The following is a 24,162-nucleotide window of genomic DNA, read 5'->3' as shown; positions in this document are numbered from 1 at the left end:
TTATTACTACTTCTTTTTATTACTTGATTAGACCTGCGAGGTTTTTAAAACCTGCGAGGTCTGCATTATCTTTTTACAACTCTAAAAAATTCTTTAATAATTGTGTGCCAACATCAGCCGATTTTTCTGGGTGAAATTGTGTGGCGTAAAAATTATTGTGCTGTATTGCTGTTGCAAATGGTTCTATATAATTGCAAGTTGCAATAGTCTGCTCATTTTTTTCAGCATAATAACTGTGTACATAATACATGTCGCTTTCGGGTTTTATATGTTGAAAAAGTTCGCCTTTTATTTCAGCAAAACTATTCCAACCGATATGAGGTACTTTCTCTTTTGGTGGAAATTTTTTCACTTGTGTATTAAAAATCCCTAAACATTTGGTGTCACCTTCTTCACTATAATCACACATTAATTGTAAGCCTAAGCAAATACCAAGCATAGGTTTTTCGATGGATCTAATGACGTCGTCAAGTCCTTTGTCTTTTAAATATTTCATAGCTGAACTCGCTTCTCCTACACCTGGAAAAATAACTTTATCAGCATTTAATATCTCGGTTTTATCATCTGTAATCATACTCTCATAACCTAAACGATTGAGAGCATTTTGGACAGAACGAATATTACCTGCATTGTATTTAATAATTGCAATCATAAACTTCCTTTTGTGCTTGGTATTGAAAAATTATTGGTCTTTGAAACTGCTATTTTTATAGCTTTAGCAAAGGCTTTAAAAATGGATTCAATCTTATGGTGTTCATTGTCGCCTTCAGCCTTAATATTTAAATTACATTTAGAGGCATCGCTAAAAGATTTAAAAAAGTGCATAAACATCTCAGTTGGCATTTCTCCAATCATTTCACGTTTAAATTCTGGTTCCCAAACCAACCAAGGTCTGCCTCCAAAATCGATGGCAACCTGTGCTAGGCAATCGTCCATTGGTAATAAAAAACCATAGCGTTCAATACCGCGTTTGCTTCCTAAAGCTTCAATAAAAGCTTCACCAAAGGTTATGGCAACATCTTCTATGGTGTGGTGTTCGTCTATTTCTAAATCTCCATCCACTTTTACAAATAAATCGATATTTCCATGTTTTGAAATTTGTTCTAACATGTGGTCAAAGAATCCTAATCCTGTAGAAATATTACTTTTTCCAGAACCATCTAAATTAATGTCAACCTGAATGTCAGTTTCATTGGTTTTTCTAACAACGGTTGCTGTTCTTGGAATCGCTTTGAGATAGTTATAGATGTCTTCCCATGAGGTGGTATTCAAAATGGCATAATCGCTACCTTCCGAATTTATGTAAATGCCTTTACTTCCTAGGTTTTTAGCCAATTCAATATCTGTAGCTCTGTCTCCAATGACAAAAGAATTTTTTAAATCGTAATTGCCGTGAATGTATTTGTTAAGTAAGCCTGTTCTGGGTTTTCGAGTTGGTGCATTGTCTTCAGGAAAACTTTTATCAATTAGTATTTCTGAGAATTCTACACCTTCATTTTTAAAGGCTTGAATGATTTTGTTTTGTGCTGGCCAAAAGGTGTCTTCAGGAAACGAATCTGTTCCTAAACCATCTTGGTTGGTTACCATAACGAGCTCGTAATCGAACTCTTTTGCGATTCTTGATATCCATTGAAAAACACCAGGATAAAATTCTAATTTTTCTAAACTATCGAGTTGAAAATCGATTGGTGGCTCAATGGCTAATGTGCCGTCTCTGTCTATGAATAAAACTTTTTTCATTATTTGGTTGTATTGAGACCTGACAGGTTTTTAAAACCTATCAGGTCTGTTAGTGCTTTTATCAATTGTTTGTTTTCTTTAGGTTTTCCTACGGTTATTCTAATACAATTCTCAACTAGGCTATTCCGATTTCTAGTAATTACTTTTTGATCCACTAAATTTTGGTATAGTTCATTGGCATCATCAACTTCAACCAATAAAAAATTTGCATCAGATGGATATATTTTTTTTATAATGTCTAAGGTTTTCAATTCTTGAATCAATAGCGCTTTCTCATCAAGAATGATTTGCTTATTGGCTTCAAAATCTTTTCGATTTTCTAAGGCTTCAATAGCAGCAGTTTCATTTAACTTACTAATATTGTATGGCATCTTAACATTATTGAGTAATTGAATAATCTCGTCGTTAGCATATGCAATTCCTATTCTTGCAGCTGCTAAAGCCCAAGCTTTACTAAATGTTTGGATAACGATAAGGTTAGGATAGGCTTCAAAAGAATTTTGCCAAGATTGCTGATCACTAAAATCTGCATAAGCTTCATCAATAATTACAATACCCTTGAAATTTTTTAAGATGAATTCAATATCTGATTCATTAAAACAATTCCCTGTAGGATTGTTTGGTGAGCAGATGAATATGAGTTTTAGATTTTCATCTTCGAAATATGATGTTAAATCATTTCTGTTAATCTGAAATTCATCATTTAGCGGAAGTGTTATTAATTCAATATCATTGATGTCTGCAGCGACTTGATACATGCCAAATGTTGGTGTAAACGTGAGTGCTTTATCTTTTCCTGGATTGCAAAAAATGCGATAAATAAGGTCTATAATTTCGTCACTACCATTTCCAATAAAAGTATTGTTGTTTGCTATGCCATTATATGTTGTTAGCTTTTGTTTTAGGTTTTTTTGATCCGAATTTGGGTAGCGATTCAAAGTGCCAAACGGATTTTCGTTGGCATCTAAAAATATACCTTCATCACCTTTAAATTCATCGCGAGCGCTAGAGTATGGCTTAAGCGCCAATATATTTGGTCTAACTAATTTCTTTAAATTAAACATTGTTTATCTGTTTTAATCTTAATGTTACGGCGTTTTTGTGTGCATCTAATCCTTCGGCTTCAGCCATTAATTCTATTGCAGGACCAATATTTTTTATGCCTTCTTTATTTAAATTTTGAAACGTAATTTTCTTTACAAAACTATCTAAGGATACTCCACTGTAATTTCTTGCATATCCATTTGTTGGTAAGGTATGATTAGTGCCACTTGCATAATCTCCAGCACTTTCGCAACTGTATTTTCCTAAAAATACAGAACCTGCATTTGTAATGTGTTCTATATAATCTGAAGCATTATCTGTAGCAATGATTAAATGTTCTGGTGCATACAAATTACTGAATTCGATGCATTCGTTTATTGAATTTAATTGAATAGCACGACTTATCTTTAGAGCTTTTTCGGCAATGGCTTTTCGAGGTAATTGGCTAAGTTGTTTGTCTAATTCTGCGATGGTTTGATTGATAATATTTTCATCATCTGATACTAATATTACCTGACTATCTGCTCCATGTTCTGCTTGTGACAATAAATCTGCTGCGACAAATTCTGGATTACTCGTTTTATCTGCGATTACCAAAACCTCACTAGGACCAGCAGGCATATCTATAGCCACTCCTTGTTGTTGAATCAATTCTTTTGCCTTAGTCACAAATTGATTTCCTGGGCCGAATATTTTATATACTTGCGGAATAGATTCCGTACCATAAGCCATAGCAGCAATAGCTTGTGCGCCACCAACTTTATATATTTTTGAAATACCAACAAGATTTGCGGTATATAAAATGGCAGGATTTATATGGCCTTCCTTATTTGGTGGAGAACATAATATAATTTCTTTACAACCTGCTAATTGAGCCGGAATACCAAGCATTAAAATTGTTGAAAATAAGGGAGCGGAACCACCAGGAATGTATAAGCCTACTTTTTCAATTCCAACAGATCGTCTCCAACACTTAACTCCTTTTGTGGTTTCAATGATTTGTTCTTTTTCTTTTTGACTTTTATGAAATGTTTCAATATTCTGTTTCGCTAAATTGATGGCATTTTTCAAATCTTGAGGTAATTGATTTTTTGCAGTTTCAATTTCGTTAGCATCAATTTGAATAGTGTCTAATTTCGTTTTGTCAAATTTCTCAGCATATTTAAATAAGGCTTGATCCTTATTGTTTTTAACATCTTTTAGAATGTCAATTACAATATCATCTAGATCTTGCTGTTCTAAAATGGGACGCTTTATTAGCGTATTCCAGTCTGATTTGTTTGGATTTTTATATACTCTCATTATAGCACCATTTTATCAATAGGAACGACTAAAATACCTTCTGCTCCTGCGTTTTTAAGGGCATCAATATTATTCCAAAATTTTTCTTCTTCAATTACAGAGTGTAATGAACTCCAGCCTTTTTGTGCAAGAGGTAATATCGTTGGACTTCTTAAAACCGGAAGAATTGCAGTGACTTCATCAATCTTAGAAGTTGGTACATTCATTAAGACGTAGCGCGAATTTTTTGCTCTTAAAACCGCTTGGATTCTGAATATGAGCTTTTCTAAAATAGCTTCTTTTTCCGCATTAAGATTGCGATTTTTTGCTAAAACGGCTTCGGATTTTAGTATCACTTGAGTTTCCCTTAAACCATTTTTAAAAAGTGTGCTTCCAGAACTTACGATATCACAAATACCATCTGCTAAGCCAATATTTGGAGCAATTTCTACCGAACCAGAAATGACATGAATGTCGGCTTCTATATTGTTTTTCTTTAAATACGTCTGAAGTGTGTTAGGGTAAGAGGTTGCAATTTTTTTTCCATTGAAGTAAGCGGCTTCATCGATTTCAATCCGCTTAGGAACAGCTAGTGAAACTCTACATTTGGCGAAGCCTAGTTTTTCAACGACTTCCGCTTGTTTCTGTTTTTCAACCAGAATGTTTTCACCAATAATAGCGATATCTACAACACCATCTTCAATATATTGTGGGATATCTGAATTTCGCAAATACAAGACTTCTAAAGGGAAATTACGTGCTGAAACTTTCAGTTGATCTTTTCCGTTGTCTATTTTTATACCACAATCTTTTAAGAGTTCTAGAGAGTCTTGGTTTAATCTTCCGCTTTTCTGAATAGCAATTTTTAATTTATTCATTTTTAGTTTTTTAAATCTGAATAAACCAAACGTGTAGAACTAAAAAACCCGTCTGAATTTATTCAGACGGGTTTTGAAATATTTTTAAATTACATATATCAATTCCTGCTCGCCTGAATGCAAGTATGAAAATGATGATGATGTAATTGACTTAATGTCATTTGTTTCTTATTTGAGAATCAAAGGTAACATTAATTTTTAATTGAAGACACTATTCAAAAATCATTTTCAAAATTTTAACATCATTTAGGAAACTTAGCTCTAATGTTATCCAAACACAGATTATGAATACTACCTATATGCGAATGTTCTTTTCCTAAATCTGGTTTGTAAGTTCCTGCTTGTACTTCGCTTCCAATTTTTTGATAAGCCTCTCTAAAGCTCATGCCTTCTACGACCAAATTATTAATACTGTCTACGGTGAATAGGTATTGGTATTTCTCATCAGTGAGGTCAATATCTTTTACGATGATTTGCTGAATGGAATAATTAAAGATGTCCAAAATATCTTTTACATCTTCAAACGCATTGATGATGTTTTCTTTCAACAATTGAAAATCTCTGTGATAACCACTTGGTAAATTATTGGTAATTAATAACATTTCAGAATGTAAAGCTTGAATTTTGTTGCACTTACCTCGAATCAATTCGAATACATCAGGATTTTTTTTGTGTGGCATAATGCTACTTCCTGTGGTTAACTCATCTGGAAATGTGATAAACCCAAAATTCTGACTCATATACAAGCAAATATCCATGGCAAAACGTGCCATTGTATTACATAAGCCTCCTAAAGCACTGGCGATAGCACGTTCGCTTTTTCCTCTACTTAATTGCGCAGCAACCACATTATATTTTAGTGTTGAAAAGCCTAATTCTTTAGTGGTTATATCTCTATCGATAGGAAAAGAACTGCCGTAGCCAGCAGCAGAACCTAATGGGTTTTGGTCCGCAATTTTTGAAACTGCATTCAGTACATACACATCATCAATCAACAATTCAGCATAAGCAGAAAACCATAGTCCAAAAGAGGAAGGCATTGCCACTTGTAAGTGTGTGTAGCCAGGTAATAATTTAGTTTTATACATGTCAGCTAAACCCAAAAGCGTGTCAAAAAACGTTTTTGTTTTACTGTTTATGATTTCAAGATTCTCTTTATAGTACAGTTGAAGGGCTACTAAAACTTGGTCGTTTCTAGAACGTGCGGTGTGGATTTTCTTTCCGACGTCGCCTAAAGTTTTGGTGAGTTCATGTTCAATTTTAGAATGTACATCTTCAAACGATTCTTCAATGATAAACGTACCATCTTCAATAGATTTTGCTAAAATATTTAATCCTGATTTTAATTGTTCTAACTCTTCTGAAGATATAATTCCGATGGATTCTAACATCACAGCATGCGCTCGTGAAGCTTCTACATCATATTTTGCAATATGCATATCGATTTCTCTGTCGTTGCCGACGGTAAATAATTCTATTTTTTTATCTATTGAATAGCCTTTGTCCCACAATTTCATACTTATTCCTGCGAAGGCAGTAATCTCTGCCTTCATTATTTAGTTAATAAATTTAGACCTGCTAGGTTGAAAAAACCTGCTAGGTCTATTATCTTTTTATAATACTTTCTCTAACAATTTAATATACAAATCAATACCTTCTTCAATTTCGGCTAGATAAATAAATTCATCAGCCGTGTGCGAGCGTGTGCTATCTCCAGGTCCTAATTTTAACGACGGACAAGTTAAAACCGATTGGTCAGAAAGCGTTGGCGAACCATAAGTTTCTCTACCTAATTCAATGCCTGCTTTTACCAAATCGTGATTAATAGGAATAGAAGATGAATTTAATCGTAAGCTACGTGGTGTAATGCTTGAGCAAGGTGATTTCTGAGTTAAAATATCTGCAATTTCTTGATTAGAATATTTGTCATTCACACGTACATCAATGACTAAGTCAACTTCTGCAGGAACTGCATTGTGTTGCTTACCAGCATTGATTTGGGTGACCGTCATTTTTACATCACCTAAAACTGGTGATTTACGTTCAAACTTATAATCTTTAAACCAATTTAAGACTGCAATACTGTTGTAAATTGAATTGTCATTATTGGGGTGTGCTGCATGGCTAGCGGTTCCTTTTACTTTCGCATCAAAAACAACTAAACCTTTTTCAGCAACGGCTAAATTCATTAGTGTTGGTTCTCCAACAATAGCGACATCAACTTTAGGAATAATAGATAACATGCTGTTCAGGCCCTTTGGTCCACTGCTTTCTTCTTCTGCAGAAGCCACAATGACTAAATTGTAGTTGAGGTTTTTCTTATTATAAAAATACGTGAAGGTGGCTATTAAAGAGACCAAGCATCCACCAGCATCATTACTTCCTAAACCATATAATTTACCATCTTCAACAATCGCCTTAAAAGGGTCTTTTGTGTAACCGTTGTTGGGTTTTACGGTATCGTGATGTGAGTTTAATAATAAGGTGGGTCTGCTCTCATCAAAATATTTGTTGGTTGTCCAAATGTTATGATTGTTTCTTTTAAATGGTATGTTATGCGATGTAAACCAATTTTCAATAAGCAAAGCGGTGTGGTCTTCCTCTGACGAGAATGACTGTGTTTCTATGAGTTGTTTTAACAAGTCAATGGCTTCTGTGGTAAGGCTTTCTATCATTTTGTGATGGTTGTATGTTTGTTGTTGGTATTGAAAAGCATGTCTGATTTTCCGATACAAACTTTTTTAACGTTTTGATTTATAGCATGAAAACAGTTGTCTAATTTCGGTAACATGCCTTCGAATATGATATGGTTATCTTTTAATGCTTTATAACTTTCTGTGTTGATGTTTTCAATGACAGAATCATCATCTTCTACATTTTCTAGAACACCATTTTTTTCAAAACAATAATATAATTCGGTGTTGAAAATAGACGACAAGCCAATGGCTAATTCAGAAGCAATCGTGTCTGCATTTGTATTTAGTAATTGTCCGTTTTCATTATGAGTTATAGCGCAAAAAACAGGTGTGACATTGTTTCTTAGTAATATATTTAATACCTCTGTATTTACTTTTTTCACATCGCCAACAAAGCCATAATCAATGGTTTTAACAGGTCTTTTTTCTGAAACAATAGTATTGCCATCTGCACCAGAAAGTCCAATGGCATTGCATTGATTAGCTTGTAATTGCGCTACTATATTTTTATTGATTTTTCCAGCGTAAACCATAGTGATAATATCTAAAGTATCTGTATCAGTAATGCGTCTACCTTCAGTCATTTTTACAGGAATATTCATTTGTGTTGCTAACTTGGTGGCTAATTTTCCGCCTCCATGAACTAAGACTTTAGGACCTGTAATAGTTGAAAAATCTTTAATGAAGGTGGCTAGTGCGTCTTCATTATCGATAATATTTCCCCCTATTTTTATGATTTTTATTGTTTTCATCTCGTGCTCGCGAAGGCGAGTATCTTTAAGTTGAAGACCTGCTAGGTTTTTTAAACCTGAGAGGTCTACTATATTTTTTGTCTCCTCGAGCGCAGTCGAGAGGTCTTTAACGTTAATAGGTCTCGACTGCGCTCGACCAGACATAAATTATAAATCTTCCAAAATCTGTTTCAACACAATTTGTGCTGCATAAGTTCTGTTATTCGCTTGTTTAATCACCACAGATTGTTCACTGTCTAAAACAGCATCTTCCACCACAACATTTCGTCTTACAGGTAAACAATGCATGAATTTGGCGTGACCTAATTTGGCTTTTGTCATCATCCAATTTTTATCTTGATTTAGGACTTTACCGTAATCTTTGTAGCTACTCCAGTTTTTTACATAGACAAAATCAGCATCTTTTAAGGCGTCTTCTTGGTTGTAATTTATTGATGTGTCTTTAGTGATTACTTCATTTAATTCGTAGCCTTCAGGATGCGTAATGGTTAAATCTACTTCTAAATCTTGCATCATTTCTACAAACGAATTTGCAACTGCTTGCGGTAAAGCTTTTGGATGTGGTGCCCAAGACAGCACGACTTTTGGTTTTACTTTTTCTGCAAGTTCGGTAATGGTAATAGCATCAGCCAATGCTTGTAAAGGATGCGCAGTAGCACTTTCCATATTTACAATGGGTACTGTTGCATATTTTTTAAAGTTATTGAGAATGTATTCCGATTCGTCCTTAGCTTTATCTTGTAACGTTGGGAATGCTCTTACAGCAATGATATCTGCATATTGAGAAATAACACGCGCTGCTTCTTTAATGTGTTCAGATTTGTCAACGTTCATAATGGTGCCATCCTCAAATTCTAAATTCCAAGCGTCATTCACGTTTAAAATCATCACTTCCATACCTAGGTTTTTTGCTGCTTTTTCAGTGCTTAATCGTGTTCTTAAACTCGAATTGAAAAATAGCATGACTAAGGTTTTGTGTTTTCCTAAGTCTTTAAATTCAAAAGGATTCATTTTTAATAAAATGGCATCCTTTATGATTTCGGAAAGGTTAGAAATATCTTTTATTTTGGTGTAGTTTTTCATAGTCATTTTCCACGAAAGCGGGAATCTCATTAATTAAACTTTAATTTTAAGGTTTTCGAATTAATCTTTATTTCTTTTTTAATTCATTTTCTAAGGCTTCAAAAAATACATCAATGTGTTTTTTCTGAATCGTTAAAGGCGGAAGTATTCTAATTAAATTAGGATTCTTTGCACTTCCTGTAAAAATATGATGGTTAAAAATTAATTTTTTTCTTAGTTCTGAAATTGGAAAATCGAACTCTAATCCCAACATTAAACCACGTCCTTTAATCGATTTTAAATGTGGTAATGACTTCGCTTTATCTTGAAAATACTCTGAAATGTTTTTAGCATTTTCCATTAATTGTTCTTCTTCCAAAACTTCTAAAACCGAAAGGGTCGCTGCACAAGCCAAATGGTTGCCGCCAAATGTGGTACCTAATAACCCAAAAGAAGCTTTAATTGAAGGATGGATTAAAATACCACCTACCGGAAAACCATTTCCCATGCCTTTAGCTATAGAAATAATATCAGGTGTAATATTGTGTTTTTGAAAAGCAAAAAAGTCGCCAGTTCTGCCAAATCCAGATTGTACCTCGTCTGCAATAAATGCTGTGTTGTATAGTTTGCAAAGTTGTTCTAGTCCTTTATAGAATTCCGTTGTACTTTGGTCCAAGCCACCAACACCTTGGATGAATTCTACGATGACTGCGCAAGTTTCGTTTTGTTTTAAAATGGTTTCAACCGTGTCTAAGTCACCTAATTCTACAAAATCAACTTTTTGCTGCGTATTAATTGGTGCAACAATTTTAGGATTGTCAGTTGCAGCAACTGCAGCAGAAGTTCTGCCATGAAATGAATTTTTAAAGGCTAAAACTTTCTTTTTACCATTATAGAATGATGCTAATTTTAAAGCATTTTCATTAGCCTCAGCACCAGAATTACATAAAAATAGTTGGTAGTCTTTACAGCCAGATACAGCTTCAAGCTTATCTGCTAATTCAACTTGTAATGGGTTTTGAATTGCGTTACTATAGAAGCCTAATTTTTCAACTTGATTAGAAATTGCCGAAACATATTTTGGATGCGAATGACCAATAGAAATTACTGCATGTCCACCATAAAGGTCTAAGTATTCTACATTTTTATCATCGTAAACGTAAATGTCTTTTGCGCTTATTGGTGTGATATCAAACAGTGGGTAAACATTAAATAAACTCATATTTGTTCTTCTTTAATGGTATTGATTTTATTAAAAGAAGCGACCATGCCTTGGATTAAAGATGAACTTAAGCCTTTGTGTTCCATTTCATTTAAACCTTGAATTGTACAACCTTTAGGTGTGGTTACTCTATCAATTTCTTCTTCCGGATGATTGCCGTTTGTAATTAATAAATTGGCAGCTCCTTCACTGGTGTACATGGCTAATTCTTGTGCTTCTTTAGCGTCAAAACCTAATTGTATTGCAGCTTGTGTTGTTGCTCTAATTAGTCGCATCCAAAAGGCAATGCCACTCGCGCAAACCACCGTTGCTGCTTGCATTTGAGATTCTGGAATGGCTAAGGTATGACCTAATCTATCGAAAATAGCTTCGGCAATTTTAATACGTTTAGCACCTTTTTCATTACTACACATACAAGTCATAGATTTACCAACCGCAATAGCTGTATTTGGCATGGCTCTGATGATAAATTGGTCAGTCCCAACGATACCTTCGATTTTAGGAATTAGAAAACCTGTAATCGTTGAGATTAAAACGTGTTTTTCTGTTAAATACGGTTTAACATCGTTTAATATGGTTTCGAAATGTCTAGGTTGAATGGCAAATATTAAAATATCTGAATTTTTTACAGCTTCAATATTGTCGGTTGTTAATATGACATTTTTATAACCGTCCAAATCTTGAATATCATCCAGATTTCTTTTGGTTAAATAAAGAGTCGTTATGGCGTTGTTAGTGATGAGCCCTTTTGCGATGGACTTTCCTAAGTTTCCTGTTCCTATGATTGCTATTTTCATGTGTTTAATGTTTTAAGGCCTGTCAGGTTTCAAAAACCTTACAGGTCTATAGTGTTTATTAAAAATAATTTGCCTTTAATTGTAATCCTTCAGTTTCTTCAAAGCCATACATTAAATTCATGTTTTGAATCGCTTGTCCAGAGGCGCCTTTTAATAGGTTGTCAATAATACTTGTAACCAGTAATTTATCGTTGTGTTTATGTAAATGAAGGATGCATTTATTGGTGTTAATGACTTGTTTTAAATGAATGTCTTCATCAGAAATAAAGGTAAATGCAGCATCTTTATAAAACTCCGTATACAATTGTTTTGCGTCTTCTAAACTGCCTTCATATTTCGTATAAAGTGTTGCAAAAATGCCTCTTGAAAAATCACCGCGATTCGGCATAAAAATGATTTCAGAATTAAAATCTGATTGTAGCGCATTTACGGTTTGATTTATTTCTCCTAAATGCTGATGTGTAAATGCTTTGTAGTGTGAAAAATTATTATCTCGCCAAGTGAAATGTGTTGTCGCAGATAATGAAGTTCCGGCACCAGTGGCACCAGTTACAGCATTGATGTGTACATCGTTTTGTAATACTTCGGCATTAGCTAAAGGTAATATTGCTAATTGAATTGCTGTAGCAAAACAACCTGGATTAGCAATATAATCGGCTTTTTTAATCGCTTCTTTATGTAATTCAGGTAAACCATAAACAAAGGTTTTGGCATTGAAAACGTCGTCTTTAGTTAATCTGAAATCATTACTTAAATCAATGATTTTAGTGCCTTCAGAAAATGTATTTTGTTCTAAAAATGCTTTTGAATTGCCATGACCTAAACACAAGAAAAGCACATCAACATTGGTATTGATTTCATTTGAAAACATCAAATCAGTTGAGCCTAACAAATCTTGATGCACCTTACTAACTTTGTTTCCTGCGTTAGAAGTACTGTAAATAAAATCGATTTCTACTTTAGAGTGATGAATCAATAATCTAATTAATTCTCCTGCTGTGTAACCAGCGCCTCCAATGATTCCTATATTTAATTTTTTCATTGTGCTAACATTTTGAGACCTACGAGGTTTTGAAAACCTGTGAGGTCTTATTTAGTTGTTTACTTGCTGATAAATCTTGTTTTGATTGCCAAATATTTTAATAAATCCTTTGGCTTCATCTGCTGTCCAACCTTTATTTTCCTCACCATAACTTCCAAACTTCGCACTCATTAAATCGTGTTTAGATTTTATGCCATCTAGCGTGAAGTGGTAAGGTTTTAACGTTACAGTTACATTACCAGAAACTTTGTCTTGACTACTTTGTAAAAAGGCTTCCATGTCTCGCATTACTGGGTCTAAATATTGCCCTTCGTGTAAATGCATGCCATAGAAATTAGATAAATAATCTTTATGTTGCAGTTGCCATTTCGTTAAGGTGTGTTTCTCTAATAAATGATGCGCTTTGATAATAATTAAAGCAGCGGCAGCTTCAAAACCAACACGACCTTTGATACCTACAATCGTATCGCCAACATGAATATCTCTGCCAATAGCATAAGCAGAAGCTAAGTTGTTCAGCACTTCGATATTGACTTCGGGATTATTTTCTACACCATTTAAAGCTACTAATTCACCTTCAGAAAATGTAAGTACTACTTTCTCTGGGTCTGTATGTTTTAATTGTGATGGGTAAGCGGATTCTGGTAATGGTTTTTCAGACGTTAACGTTTCTTCTCCACCAACACTCGTTCCCCAAAGGCCTTTGTTTACTGAGTATTTTGCTTTGTTCCAAGACATGTCGATGCCATTTTCTATGAGGTAGTCAATTTCTTGCTGTCTGGTTAATTTGCCATCTCTAATTGGTGTAATGATTTCAATTTCTGGTGCTAAGGTTTGAAAAATCATATCAAAACGCACTTGGTCATTTCCTGCGCCTGTACTACCGTGTGCAATATATTTAGCATCTATACTTTTGGCGTATTGTACAATTTCAATGGCCTGAATAATACGTTCGGCGCTCACAGATAAAGGGTAAGTGTTATTTTTTAAAACATTTCCGAAGATTAAATACTTAATCACTTTATCGTAATAGGATGCAACCGCATCAATATTCTTGTATGTTGAAACACCCATTTTATAGGCATTGCTTTCAATAGTTTTAATTTCTTCTTGAGTAAATCCGCCAGTATTCACACTTACGGCATGAATATCATATCCTGCTTTACTTAAACTTACTGCGCAGTAAGAGGTATCTAAGCCTCCACTATATGCTATAACTAATTTTTTACTCATCTTTTTTGTCTTTTATTAAAAACATATTCTGTTTTATCAATTTTAATCGTGTCCATACTTTTTTGTCATAAGGACGTGTTTTAGGTTTTGATGCTTCAGCTTTAGAAGGATCATATAACATTCCTGTGCATAAGCACATTTTTTGTTCTGTTCTCGTTAATACATCGAAATTTTTACATGTTTGACAGCCTTTCCAAAAGGATTGATCGTCTGTTAATTCTGAAAACGTCACAGGTTTGTAACCCAATTCGCTATTCATTTTCATAACTGCCAAACCTGTGGTAATACTAAAAACTTTTGCATCTGGAAATTTGGTTCTAGAATGTTCAAAAATGACTTTCTTAATTTGTTTAGCAAGACCTATATTTCTAAAATCTGGATGAACAATTAAGCCGGAATTAGCGACGAATTTCCCGTGGCTCCATGCTTCGATATAGCAAAAGCCAGCGAATTTATCACCTTCTAATGCAATGACAGCATTACCATTTTCCATTTTGGTAATGATGTATGCTGGTTGACGTTTTGCGATACCAGTACCTCTAACTTTAGCAGCTTCAGCAATAGTATCGCAGATGATTTCTGCGTATATGCTATGTGATTTATCAGCAATAACAATTTTCATTGTAATTGATTTTTTAATTATAAATTGACTTAATTTTTGTTTCTGAAAGGAGAACCGGACTCACCTAAGTTCTATAAATAGAAGTGTACCCTTACGGGCGACGATTATGGGTACAACGTAAAGTATTTCGATTTGAAAAGGAAAGTACTAAAGCGGAAAATATATATGATAGATTGTTCAATGTAAAAAAATAAAAGATTAACTAAATGGTTTTAAGTAATGCCATTAGCGACGTCGCCTGTTTAACAACAAGCGTGTGGGTCTTTCGATTCTATTTTTTTGACTTAACATAGTGTAAATTTAGAATTAATATTTAATATTCGTCGCAACGCGTTCACTTTTGCTATTTTTTTATGAAATTCATAATATAAGCGACTAAAATTTTAAATAATTCATTCTAATCGGCTATTTGTCAGAGGATATAATCTGTGCTCACAAAATTTGAGGCTCTAGAATCTAGTAAATCTTTTAAAATAGCATTGTTATAATCATTGTCTTTTGACGCTACAAAGGTTCTAATTGAAAATGAACGTAAGGCATCATGTACACTTAATGTTGCTACAGCCGAATCTTTTCGTCCAGTAAATGGATATACATCTGGTCCACGTTGACAAGAACTATTTAGATTCACACGGCAAACTAAATTCACAAGAGTATCAATTAATGGCGCTAAGGTTTTAACGTCGTTTCCAAATAAACTCACTTGTTGTCCGTAATTCGATGCTGCCATATCATCTAAGGGTTCTTCGATGTCATTAAATGGAACTATTGGAATAACTGGTCCGAATTGTTCTTCTTGAAAGACGCGCATATCCTTAGTTACTGGATATAAAACTGCTGGAAAAATATAGTTTTCTGTGGTGTTTCCACCTTTCTTATTAATGATGTTGGCTCCTTTTTCAATGGCATCGTCAATTAAATCTTGAATATATATTGGTTTATCGGGTTCTGGTAACGGAGTTAGTTTTGCTCCATCTTCCCATGGGTTTCCGAATTTAAGCGCATCGACTTTAGCTGAAAAACGCTTGTTAAATTCTTCAATGATATTTTCATGTACATATAGAACTTTCAAAGCCGTACAACGTTGACCATTAAAAGAAGTAGTTCCTGCAATACATTCATCAATGGCTAAATCTAAATCAGCGTCTGGTAACACAATAGCAGGGTTTTTAGCTTCAAGACCTAAAACTAAACGTAACCTGTTACTTTTAGGGTGTTGGTTTTGTAATGCATTTGCTGATTTACTATTTCCTATTAAAGCTAAAACATCCACTTTGCCAGATTGCATAATTGGAGCCGCTACGGTTCTTCCTCTTCCATAGATAATATTTACAACTCCTTTTGGAAAACTATCTCTAAAAGCTTCCAATAAAGGTGTAATTAATAAAACTCCATGTTTTGCAGGTTTAAAAATGGCTGTATTACCCATGATTAATGCCGGAATCAATAAAGCAAAAGTTTCATTTAAAGGGTAGTTATAAGGGCCTAGACACAAAACGACACCTAAAGGTCCTCTTCTAATGTGAGCATTAACACCAGAGCTTTTTACAAATTTAGCGCTATCACGATCCATTTGTTTGTAATCTTCAATGGTATCGTAAATGTATTCAACGGTTCTATCAAATTCCTTTTCAGAATCAGGTAGGGTTTTTCCAATTTCCCACATTAGTAATTTGACGACTTCCTCACGTTTCGTCTTCATCTGTTCTACAAACTTTTCCATGCAAGCAATACGGTCTACAACTTTCATTGTTGGCCATAAACCTTGTCCTTTATTGTATGCTGAAACAGCAGCATCTAATGCTTTTATAGCTTCTTTTTTTCCTAAAGTTGGAATAGTTCCAAGTAATGTGGGTTTATAATCTTCAGTGGAAGAAATTGTAGAATATACTTTAGAAGTTTCTCCGCGCCAAGGTATCAGTGCACCGTCTACTAAATAGGTGTTTTGTTCGACTAAATTTTTAATTTGAAACTGTTCTGGAATATTCACAAATGCTGAAGTCATAATAACTTATTTTGAACTGTTAATTGTAAGTAATAAAGATACTAAATCGCATCTCTTGTGTGGTTATGGTTATGTTAAGCTATACTAAAAACTGAAATAAATCGGGTTTATCATTTAGGTAATCTCCATAGAAGTTATTAAGCTTCATTTTGGTAATTAAAGGTTCTAAATCCTCTGGTGATTTTAACTGTAAACCAACGACTGCGACATCATTTTCGCGATTGACTTTTTTAGTGTATTCAAAATGTGTAATATCATCTGTAGGTCCTAAAATATCAACTACAAAATCACGTAGAGCTCCTGCGCGTTGTGGAAACTTGATGATAAAGTAGTGTTTAAGATTGGCATAAAGAAGCGCACGTTCTTTTATTTCTGCCATTCGCGTGATATCGTTATTGCTTCCGCTAATCACACAAACCACGTTTTTGCCTTTGATTTCTTCAGAAAATTGGTCTAAGGCACAAAGACTCAAAGCTCCTGCAGGTTCAACTACAATAGCATCTTTATTATATAAGTCTAAAATCGTTTGGCAAATTTTACCTTCGTCTACTGTAACGACACGATGCAGTGTTTCTTTACAAATAGCAAAACTTAAATCTCCAACACGTTTAACAGCAGCACCATCAACAAAACTATCGATGGTACTTAATTCTGTATTTCGGTTAGCTCTAATAGAGGTGAGCATTGCTGGTGCTCCTTTCGGCTCAACGCTAATAATTTTAGTTTGAGGAGATAAGATTTTAAAAACAGAGGATAATCCTGCGGCAAGTCCACCACCACCTACTGGTACAAAAACATAATGAATGGGATGTGTTTTGGCTTGGTCTATAATCTCTAAGCCTACGGTTGCTTGGCCTTCAATAACTTTTTCGTCATTAAAAGGGTGTACAAAGGTTTTATTGAGTTCCTTACTTTGTTGCATTGCTGCGTGGTAAGCATCATCAAACGTATCTCCAACTAAAACAACGTCAACAAACTCTTCCCCAAACATTTTTACCTGTTCAATCTTTTGATTGGGAGTAGGCGAGGGCATAAAAATAGTGCCTTTTATTTTTAAAAGTTTACATGAAATGGCAACACCTTGCGCATGATTTCCTGCGCTTGCGCACACAATTTCATTTTCAATTTGAGATGGACTCAATGAGGCTATTTTATTATAAGCACCACGAATTTTGTAAGAACGCACAACTTGTAAGTCCTCTCTTTTAAAATAAATATTAGCATCAAAATCTTTAGAATATCGTGCATTTTTAATTAAAGGTGTTACGGATGCAATGCCTTGTAATTTTTCTGCTGCAGCTTCAATAGCTTTTAATGTTGGTCTGTATGTGGTTTTGGTTTCCATATTCCTGTGAAAGCAGGAATCTCTTGAGAATGACCTACTTTCATTAAATCTTAAAGTTAATGTTCTACGAAGTTTTAATTTTCGCAGTAAACAGAGTTTTTTTTATCTTTAAACCTACAAGGTTTTTGAAACCTTGCAGGATAATTTTTGTTACGCTAAAACAGATGCTTTTACATCTTCAGTTTTAATCACTTTCATAGCAGTCATTGCTGCACGCAAACGTTGACCAACAGCTTCGATAGGGTGATTTCTAATCGCGTCATTAACAGCAATTAATTCTATATTGTCAACTCCTGTTGTTTTTGAGAATGATTTTCCAATGATAGATGTATCTACTGTTTTCATGAAATCCGTTAATAAGGGCTTGCAAGCATGATCAAATAAATAACAGCCATATTCTGCCGTATCAGAAATGACGCGATTCATTTCAAATAATTTTTTTCTTGCGATAGTGTTAGCTATTAATGGTAACTCGTGAAGCGATTCATAATAAGCTGAGTCTTCAATAATACCTGCACTTACCATGGTTTCGAAAGCGAGTTCTACACCAGATTTTACAAAAGCGACTAATAATACTCCATGGTCAAAATATTCTTGCTCTGTAATATGATCTGAAGTCAATTTTGTTTTTTCAAAAGCAGTTTCACCAGTTTCGGCTCTCCAGGTTAATAAATTAATATCGTCATTAGCCCAATCTTCCATCATGGTTTGAGAGAAGTGACCTGAGATAATGTCGTCCATATGCTTTTCGAATAATGGACGCATAATCACTTTTAATTCTTCTGATAAGTTGTGGGCTTTTATTTTTGCAGGATTAGATAAACGATCCATCATGTTGGTAATACCTCCATGTTTTAAGGCTTCTGTAATGGTTTCCCAGCCAAACTGAATTAGTTTAGCTGCATAACCAGGTTCAATACCTTCTTCAACCATCTTATCAAAAGATAAAATAGCTCCGGTTTGTAACAGACCACACAATATAGTTTGTTCTCCCATTAAATCTGATTTTACTTCAGCAATAAAAGAGGATTCTAAAACACCAGCACGATGTCCTCCAGTTGCAGCGGCATATGCTTTTGCTTGCGCCCAACCTTTACCTTCTGGGTCATTTTCAGGGTGTACAGCAATTAATGTTGGGACTCCAAATCCACGTTTATATTCTTCTCTTACTTCGGTTCCAGGACATTTTGGTGCCACCATAATTACGGTTAAATCCTCTCGGATTTTAGTGCCTTCTTCAACAATATTGAAACCATGAGAGTAGCTTAACGTCGCTCCTTTCTTCATTAAAGGCATTATGGCTTTTACGACATTGGTATGTTGTTTGTCTGGAGTTAAGTTTAAAACTAAATCGGCTGTAGGAATTAATTCCTCATAAGTGCCTACTGTAAATCCATTAGACGTTGCATTTTTATAAGAATCGCGTTGTTGGTCAATGGCAACTTGACGAAGCGTGTATGAAATATCTAATCCAGAATCGCGCATATTTAAACCTTGATTAAGGCCTTGCGCTCCACAACCCACAATAACGATTTTCTTTCCTTTTAATGCGTTGACGCCATCTTCAAATTCTGAAGCGTCCATAAAACGACATTTTCCTAATTGACCTAATTGTTCTCTTAATGGTAATGTGTTAAAGTAATTTGACATTTTTTCTTGTATTTTAATGTTCTAATGCTAATAGCATTGTTGATATTTTCATTTCGTCTTTGGTTACAGCAATACGGCCTGAGCGTGTAAACTGCATAATGCCAAAGACACTTAATTCTCTATGTAATAAATCGATTTCTTCTTTTCTACCTGATTTTTCTATAACGAAGAAATCGCGATTTACAGTGACAATTCTAGCATTGCTTTCTTTAATGATATTCTGAATTTGACGTTCATCAAACAATAAATTAGATTTCATTTTAAAGATGCACGATTGCTGATAAATGATTTCTTCTTCAGTATGATAATAGGCTTTTATGACTTCGACTTGCTTTTCAATTTGGCCTTGAATCTTTTTCATTTGAGATTCTGTAATATTGACGACAATCGTAAATCTAGAGACTCCTTCAATTTCAGATGGCGAAGTGTTTAAACTTTCAATATTGATGTGTCTTCTTTGGAATATTGCAGAAATTCTGTTTAATAATCCGATGTTGTTTTCCGTATATATAGAAACGGTAAATTGTTTTATTTCGTTTTCCATAGTTAGTCTAGTCTTATATCTGAAACACTTGCGCCTGTTGGAATCATTGGGAAGACATTACCTTCCTTTTCCACTCGGACTTCTAAGAAATAAGGCCCTTCACAGTCAATCATTTCTTTTACAGCTGCTTTTAAATCTTTTCTTTCGGTTACTTTTTTAGCTTCGATAGAATAGCCTTTTGCAATGGCTACAAAATCGGGGTTTGTCATTTCTGTTGATGCATAACGTTTGTCAAAAAATAACTGTTGCCATTGGCGAACCATACCTAGAAATTCGTTATTTAATACCACGATTTTAACGGGTACTTTTTGTTGAAAAATAGTACCTAACTCTTGAATTGTCATTTGGTAACCACCATCTCCTGCAATCATTATGACTTCTCGGTCTGGTGCTGCCATTTTTGCACCTATGGCTGCTGGTAATGCAAATCCCATAGTCCCTAAACCACCTGATGTAATATTGCTTTTGCTTTTATTGAATTCGGCATATCGACAAGCAATCATTTGGTGCTGACCAACATCACTTACAATAGCAGCATCTCCTTTGGTTTGAATGTTGATTTCTTTTAACACTTCTCCCATGGTTAGGCCTTCTTTGGTTGGGTGTAAATCATTTTTAATGACTTTTTCGAATTCAATGTTATATAAATCTTTGAATTTTTGATGCCATTCAATATGAGAATTGGCATTTAACAAGGGTAGCAAAGCTTCTAAACTTGCTTTTGCATCTCCAAGAACGGCAACATCTGTTTTTACGTTTTTATCTATTTCGGCAGGATCAATATCAAAATGAATGATTTTTGCCTGTTTTGCATATGTTTCTAAATTTCCGGTAACACGGTCATCGAATCGCATGCCAATCGCGATTAAAAGATCACATTCGTTTGTTAATACATTTGGCGCATAATTTCCATGCATGCCAACCATACCAACATTTAATGGATGCGAAGTTGGGATGGCAGAAGCACCCAAAATTGTCCAAGCCGAAGGGATTCCTGCTTTTTCGATAACAGCTTTAAACTCTTGTTCCGCTTTACCTAAAATGACTCCTTGCCCCCAAACGACTAATGGTTTTTTTGCATTATTAATAAGTTCGGCAGCTGCTTTTAGTGTGTTTTTATCAGTGTCTGGTACAGGTTTGTAGCTTCTTACGCCTTTACATTTTTCATATTTAAAGTCAAATTCTTCAAATTGAGCATCTTTAGTGACATCTATTAAAACCGGTCCTGGTCGTCCGCTTCTAGCAATATAAAATGCTTTAGCAATAGCTTCTGGGATTTGAGAGGCTTTAGTAACCTGACAATTCCATTTGGTTACAGGAGTTGAAATTCCAACAATATCAGTTTCCTGAAACGCATCGCTTCCTAATAAATGCGAACCGACTTGGCCAGTGATGCAAACCATTGGAGTCGAATCGATTTGGGCATCAGCAATACCTGTAATTAAATTGGTGGCTCCAGGGCCAGACGTTGCCATGCAGACACCAACTTTACCTGAAATACGAGCATAACCTTGTGCTGAGTGTGTTGCGCCTTGTTCATGACGCGTTAAAACATGATGGATTTTGTCTTGATACTTATATAATTCATCATAAACAGGCATAATGGCACCTCCAGGATATCCGTAAAGAATATCAACACCTTCGGCTAATAGGCATTTTATAATGGCTTCACTTCCAGAAATACGTTCTGTAGCTTCAGTGTTTTTGGTGTTGTTTTGTACGGTTTGAGTTTCTTTCATGTTTTTACTTCCCACGACAATGGGAATCTCATTTTAAAATCTGTACGTCTCGAAGGAAGCATAGATTGGTTATTCAATACTTATATTATCGTTCTCTTTTTTTATGGATTGGCTTTTTGCTTTTCCGACTTAGAGATTCCTTTTTTAAGAAATTAGTTAAAACTCGTCAGTCACACATCCTTTAGATGCTGACGATACTGTTTTGGCATATTTATAGAGGACACCACGTTCAAATTTTAATTCTGGTGCTTTCCATTGTTGGCGTCTTTTCTGAAGCTCGACTTCAGAAACTTCTAATGATATAGAATTGGTCTCAGCATCAATAGTAATAATGTCTCCATCTTTTACGACGGCGATTGTGCCTCCTTCTTGTGCTTCAGGTGTAATATGACCTACCACAAAACCATGAGTTCCGCCAGAGAAACGACCATCTGTAATTAAAGCAACATCCTTACCTAAACCAGCTCCCATAATCGCAGCGGTAGGTTTTAGCATTTCGGGCATTCCTGGCCCGCCTTTTGGCCCTTCATATCTAATGACAACAACATCTCCTTTTTCAACTTTGCCATCTCTAATACCATCATTAGCGGCATATTCTCCTTCAAAAACTTTGGCCTTTCCTCTAAAGCATAAGCCTTCTTTTCCTGTAATTTTAGCCACACTGCCTTCGGTTGCTAAATTGCCATAAAGCATTCTTAAATGTCCAGAGATTTTTATAGGTTCTTCAATAGGTTTAATAACATCTTGCCCTGCTTTAAGGTCAGGAACATCTAATAAGTTTTCTGCAATTGTTTTTCCTGTAACGGTTAAACAATCACCGTGAATCATGCCTTTCTTTAAAAGGTATTTTAATACAGCTGGAATACCTCCAACAGCATGCACATCTTCCATTAAATATTTTCCGCTAGGTTTTAAATCTGCTAAGAATGGCGTGTTATCACTAATATCTTGAAAATCTTTAAGTGTAAAATCTATTTGAGCAGCTCTTGCTATTGCTAAAAAGTGTAGGACGGCATTGGTTGATCCTCCTAAGATTGTTACAAGTCTTACGGCATTTTCGAGTGACTTTCTTGTAATAATATCTGAAGGTTTAATATCTTTTTCTAATAATAAACGTAAGGCTTCACCAGCTTTTATGGATTCGTTTTGTTTGGCATCACTTAGTGCTGGGTTTGAAGAATTAAACGGTAATGTCATTCCCAAAGCTTCAATTGCAGAAGCCATGGTGTTTGCGGTATACATACCACCACATGCGCCAGCTCCTGGACAGGCTTTTTCAACAATATTTTGGTATTCTGATTCATTCATTGTACCAGCCACTTTACTTCCCCAAGCTTCAAAAGCAGAAACAACATCTAGTTTTTTGCCGTTATGACAACCCGAATCAATAGTGCCACCATAGACTAAAATACTTGGTCTGTTTAATCGAATCATAGCCATTAAAGCGCCAGGCATGTTCTTGTCACAACCGACTACAGTTACTAAGCCGTCGTAGCTCATGGCTTGGACTACGGTTTCCATAGAATCTGCAATAATGTCTCGCGATGGAAGTGAGTAGCGCATACCTGGCGTTCCCATGGAAATGCCATCACTTACTCCAATGGTATTGAAAATTAATCCAACGATGTCTTCGTTTTTTGTGCCTTCTTTTACCAATTTGGCTAAGTCGTTAAGGTGCATGTTACACGGATTGCCCTCGTAACCTGTACTTGCAATACCAACAATAGGTTTAAAAAAATCTTCTTTTGTTAATCCAATGGCATGTAGCATAGCTTGAGCTGCAGGTTGCGTTGGATCTTGAGTGACGGTCTTGCTGTATTTGTTTAATTCGTTCATAGTTTTATTATGGCAAAAATGATTTGCTGAATCTAAATTACTTGTTATGCAGCGTTTGTATATTAATATTCTATTTCTTAATCTAAATTCAATAGAATTGACACGGTTATAAATCGCTGTTAATCAGTATTTTGATTTGAAATAAATATGATGTCCAAGTGTGCTATTTTTTTGCATAAAAAAAGCCTTCTCGATGTAAGGAAGGCTTAAAATAAAATTATGGTTTCTAGAATGTTCATGCTTTTATTCTTTGTTGTTGGGTTTGTCTGAATAGGTTTCAATCTTTTTATCTCATTCGTTTCAGATAAATCTTGATTTGGTACATGAATAGTTTCAGTTGGTATTAAATACCCAATAACAGGTATTTTAGAGTTCACATAGCGCACAACATTTTCTTATGAACTTTATGGCGCTTTTTATACTTTTTATGTTTTGAATAAGGTGCGTTTTAGTACGCTATTGTCGTTTTATAAAGTTATGCAGACCTGATTGTATTGTTTTATTTGAAAGTAATAAGTGTAAAATGAGTAGAAATACCTCACAGTGGTAATTTTTTTGATTTTATAAAAAATGATGACAGAGCTGAAATAAATATTAAAAAACGGTATATTTTTGGGTCATTGCTAAAAGTTGTGTGTGATGATTAAAAAAAGATTCTGATTTTTGTAAAAAAA

General features: G+C 34.7%; 21 protein-coding genes. All 21 read right to left on the bottom strand.

The genetic code is table 11. From position 1 onward, the window contains the following. Window positions 1–73 precede the first annotated feature (73 nt). Window positions 74–652, bottom strand: a complete 579-nt coding sequence (gene hisH / locus ABD730_RS15355; RefSeq protein ID WP_344715793.1) for an imidazole glycerol phosphate synthase subunit HisH — start codon at window positions 650–652, stop codon at window positions 74–76. Beyond that, a complete protein-coding gene (gene hisB, locus ABD730_RS15350; RefSeq protein WP_344715791.1) occupies window positions 649–1,740 on the bottom strand; it encodes a bifunctional histidinol-phosphatase/imidazoleglycerol-phosphate dehydratase HisB in 1,092 nt (363 codons plus the stop codon). The genes hisH and hisB overlap by 4 nt, the downstream gene beginning before the upstream one ends. Then, a complete protein-coding gene (gene hisC / locus ABD730_RS15345) occupies window positions 1,740–2,804 on the bottom strand; it encodes a histidinol-phosphate transaminase (protein WP_344715790.1) in 1,065 nt (354 codons plus the stop codon). The genes hisB and hisC overlap by 1 nt, the downstream gene beginning before the upstream one ends. Continuing rightward, complete coding sequence (hisD, locus tag ABD730_RS15340; RefSeq protein WP_344715788.1) at window positions 2,797–4,086, bottom strand: histidinol dehydrogenase; 1,290 nt, start codon at window positions 4,084–4,086, stop codon at window positions 2,797–2,799. Before hisD ends, hisC begins: the two co-directional genes overlap by 8 nt. Then, complete coding sequence (gene hisG, locus ABD730_RS15335) at window positions 4,086–4,943, bottom strand: ATP phosphoribosyltransferase (RefSeq protein WP_344715787.1); 858 nt, start codon at window positions 4,941–4,943, stop codon at window positions 4,086–4,088. Before hisG ends, hisD begins: the two co-directional genes overlap by 1 nt. Before the next feature lie 242 nt (window positions 4,944–5,185). After that, complete coding sequence (argH, locus tag ABD730_RS15330) at window positions 5,186–6,460, bottom strand: argininosuccinate lyase (protein ID WP_344716102.1); 1,275 nt, start codon at window positions 6,458–6,460, stop codon at window positions 5,186–5,188. 96 nt (window positions 6,461–6,556) lie between these two features. Beyond that, window positions 6,557–7,618 (bottom strand): M20 family metallo-hydrolase, encoded by a 1,062-nt coding sequence (locus tag ABD730_RS15325; RefSeq protein ID WP_344715785.1) that lies wholly within the window; start codon window positions 7,616–7,618, stop codon window positions 6,557–6,559. After that, a complete protein-coding gene (gene argB, locus ABD730_RS15320; RefSeq protein ID WP_344716101.1) occupies window positions 7,615–8,391 on the bottom strand; it encodes an acetylglutamate kinase in 777 nt (258 codons plus the stop codon). Before argB ends, ABD730_RS15325 begins: the two co-directional genes overlap by 4 nt. A gap of 147 nt (window positions 8,392–8,538) precedes the next feature. After that, on the bottom strand, window positions 8,539–9,474 hold the full coding sequence (locus tag ABD730_RS15315) for a Rossmann-fold NAD(P)-binding domain-containing protein (RefSeq protein WP_344716100.1): 936 nt from the start codon (window positions 9,472–9,474) through the stop codon (window positions 8,539–8,541). A 67-nt stretch (window positions 9,475–9,541) separates the two neighbouring features. Further along, a complete protein-coding gene (locus ABD730_RS15310) occupies window positions 9,542–10,675 on the bottom strand; it encodes an aspartate aminotransferase family protein (protein ID WP_344715783.1) in 1,134 nt (377 codons plus the stop codon). Beyond that, entirely contained in the window at window positions 10,672–11,472 is an 801-nt protein-coding gene (gene proC, locus ABD730_RS15305; RefSeq protein ID WP_344715782.1) for a pyrroline-5-carboxylate reductase, read from the bottom strand. Before proC ends, ABD730_RS15310 begins: the two co-directional genes overlap by 4 nt. A gap of 58 nt (window positions 11,473–11,530) precedes the next feature. Further along, entirely contained in the window at window positions 11,531–12,514 is a 984-nt protein-coding gene (gene argC, locus ABD730_RS15300) for an N-acetyl-gamma-glutamyl-phosphate reductase (RefSeq protein WP_344715780.1), read from the bottom strand. Window positions 12,515–12,565: 51 nt separating this feature from the next. Beyond that, the gene (locus ABD730_RS15295) at window positions 12,566–13,747 is read right to left on the bottom strand and encodes an argininosuccinate synthase (protein ID WP_344715779.1); all 1,182 of its coding nucleotides are present in this window, start codon (window positions 13,745–13,747) and stop codon (window positions 12,566–12,568) included. Further along, a complete protein-coding gene (locus tag ABD730_RS15290) occupies window positions 13,740–14,369 on the bottom strand; it encodes a GNAT family N-acetyltransferase (protein WP_344715777.1) in 630 nt (209 codons plus the stop codon). Before ABD730_RS15290 ends, ABD730_RS15295 begins: the two co-directional genes overlap by 8 nt. 412 nt (window positions 14,370–14,781) lie before the next feature. Continuing rightward, window positions 14,782–16,374, bottom strand: a complete 1,593-nt coding sequence (locus ABD730_RS15285) for an NADP-dependent glyceraldehyde-3-phosphate dehydrogenase (protein WP_344715776.1) — start codon at window positions 16,372–16,374, stop codon at window positions 14,782–14,784. A 79-nt stretch (window positions 16,375–16,453) separates the two neighbouring features. Next, window positions 16,454–17,719 carry a threonine ammonia-lyase IlvA gene (ilvA, locus tag ABD730_RS15280; protein WP_344715774.1) on the bottom strand — a complete coding sequence of 422 codons (1,266 nt, stop codon included), beginning with the start codon at window positions 17,717–17,719 and terminating at the stop codon, window positions 16,454–16,456. A 150-nt stretch (window positions 17,720–17,869) separates the two neighbouring features. Beyond that, entirely contained in the window at window positions 17,870–19,369 is a 1,500-nt protein-coding gene (gene ilvC / locus ABD730_RS15275) for a ketol-acid reductoisomerase (protein ID WP_344715773.1), read from the bottom strand. 13 nt (window positions 19,370–19,382) lie between these two features. Continuing rightward, window positions 19,383–19,913, bottom strand: a complete 531-nt coding sequence (gene ilvN, locus ABD730_RS15270; protein WP_334465179.1) for an acetolactate synthase small subunit — start codon at window positions 19,911–19,913, stop codon at window positions 19,383–19,385. A 2-nt stretch (window positions 19,914–19,915) separates the two neighbouring features. Continuing rightward, a complete protein-coding gene (gene ilvB, locus ABD730_RS15265) occupies window positions 19,916–21,652 on the bottom strand; it encodes a biosynthetic-type acetolactate synthase large subunit (protein ID WP_344715771.1) in 1,737 nt (578 codons plus the stop codon). Window positions 21,653–21,808: 156 nt separating this feature from the next. Next, window positions 21,809–23,488, bottom strand: a complete 1,680-nt coding sequence (ilvD, locus tag ABD730_RS15260) for a dihydroxy-acid dehydratase (RefSeq protein ID WP_334465174.1) — start codon at window positions 23,486–23,488, stop codon at window positions 21,809–21,811. A gap of 206 nt (window positions 23,489–23,694) precedes the next feature. Then, complete coding sequence (locus ABD730_RS15255; protein WP_344715767.1) at window positions 23,695–23,865, bottom strand: hypothetical protein; 171 nt, start codon at window positions 23,863–23,865, stop codon at window positions 23,695–23,697. Window positions 23,866–24,162 lie beyond the last annotated feature (297 nt).

This window comes from Winogradskyella damuponensis (genome assembly GCF_039538385.1).
In the GTDB taxonomy this organism is placed as follows: domain Bacteria; phylum Bacteroidota; class Bacteroidia; order Flavobacteriales; family Flavobacteriaceae; genus Winogradskyella; species Winogradskyella damuponensis.
This window is presented reverse-complemented; position numbering and strand designations above follow the sequence as displayed.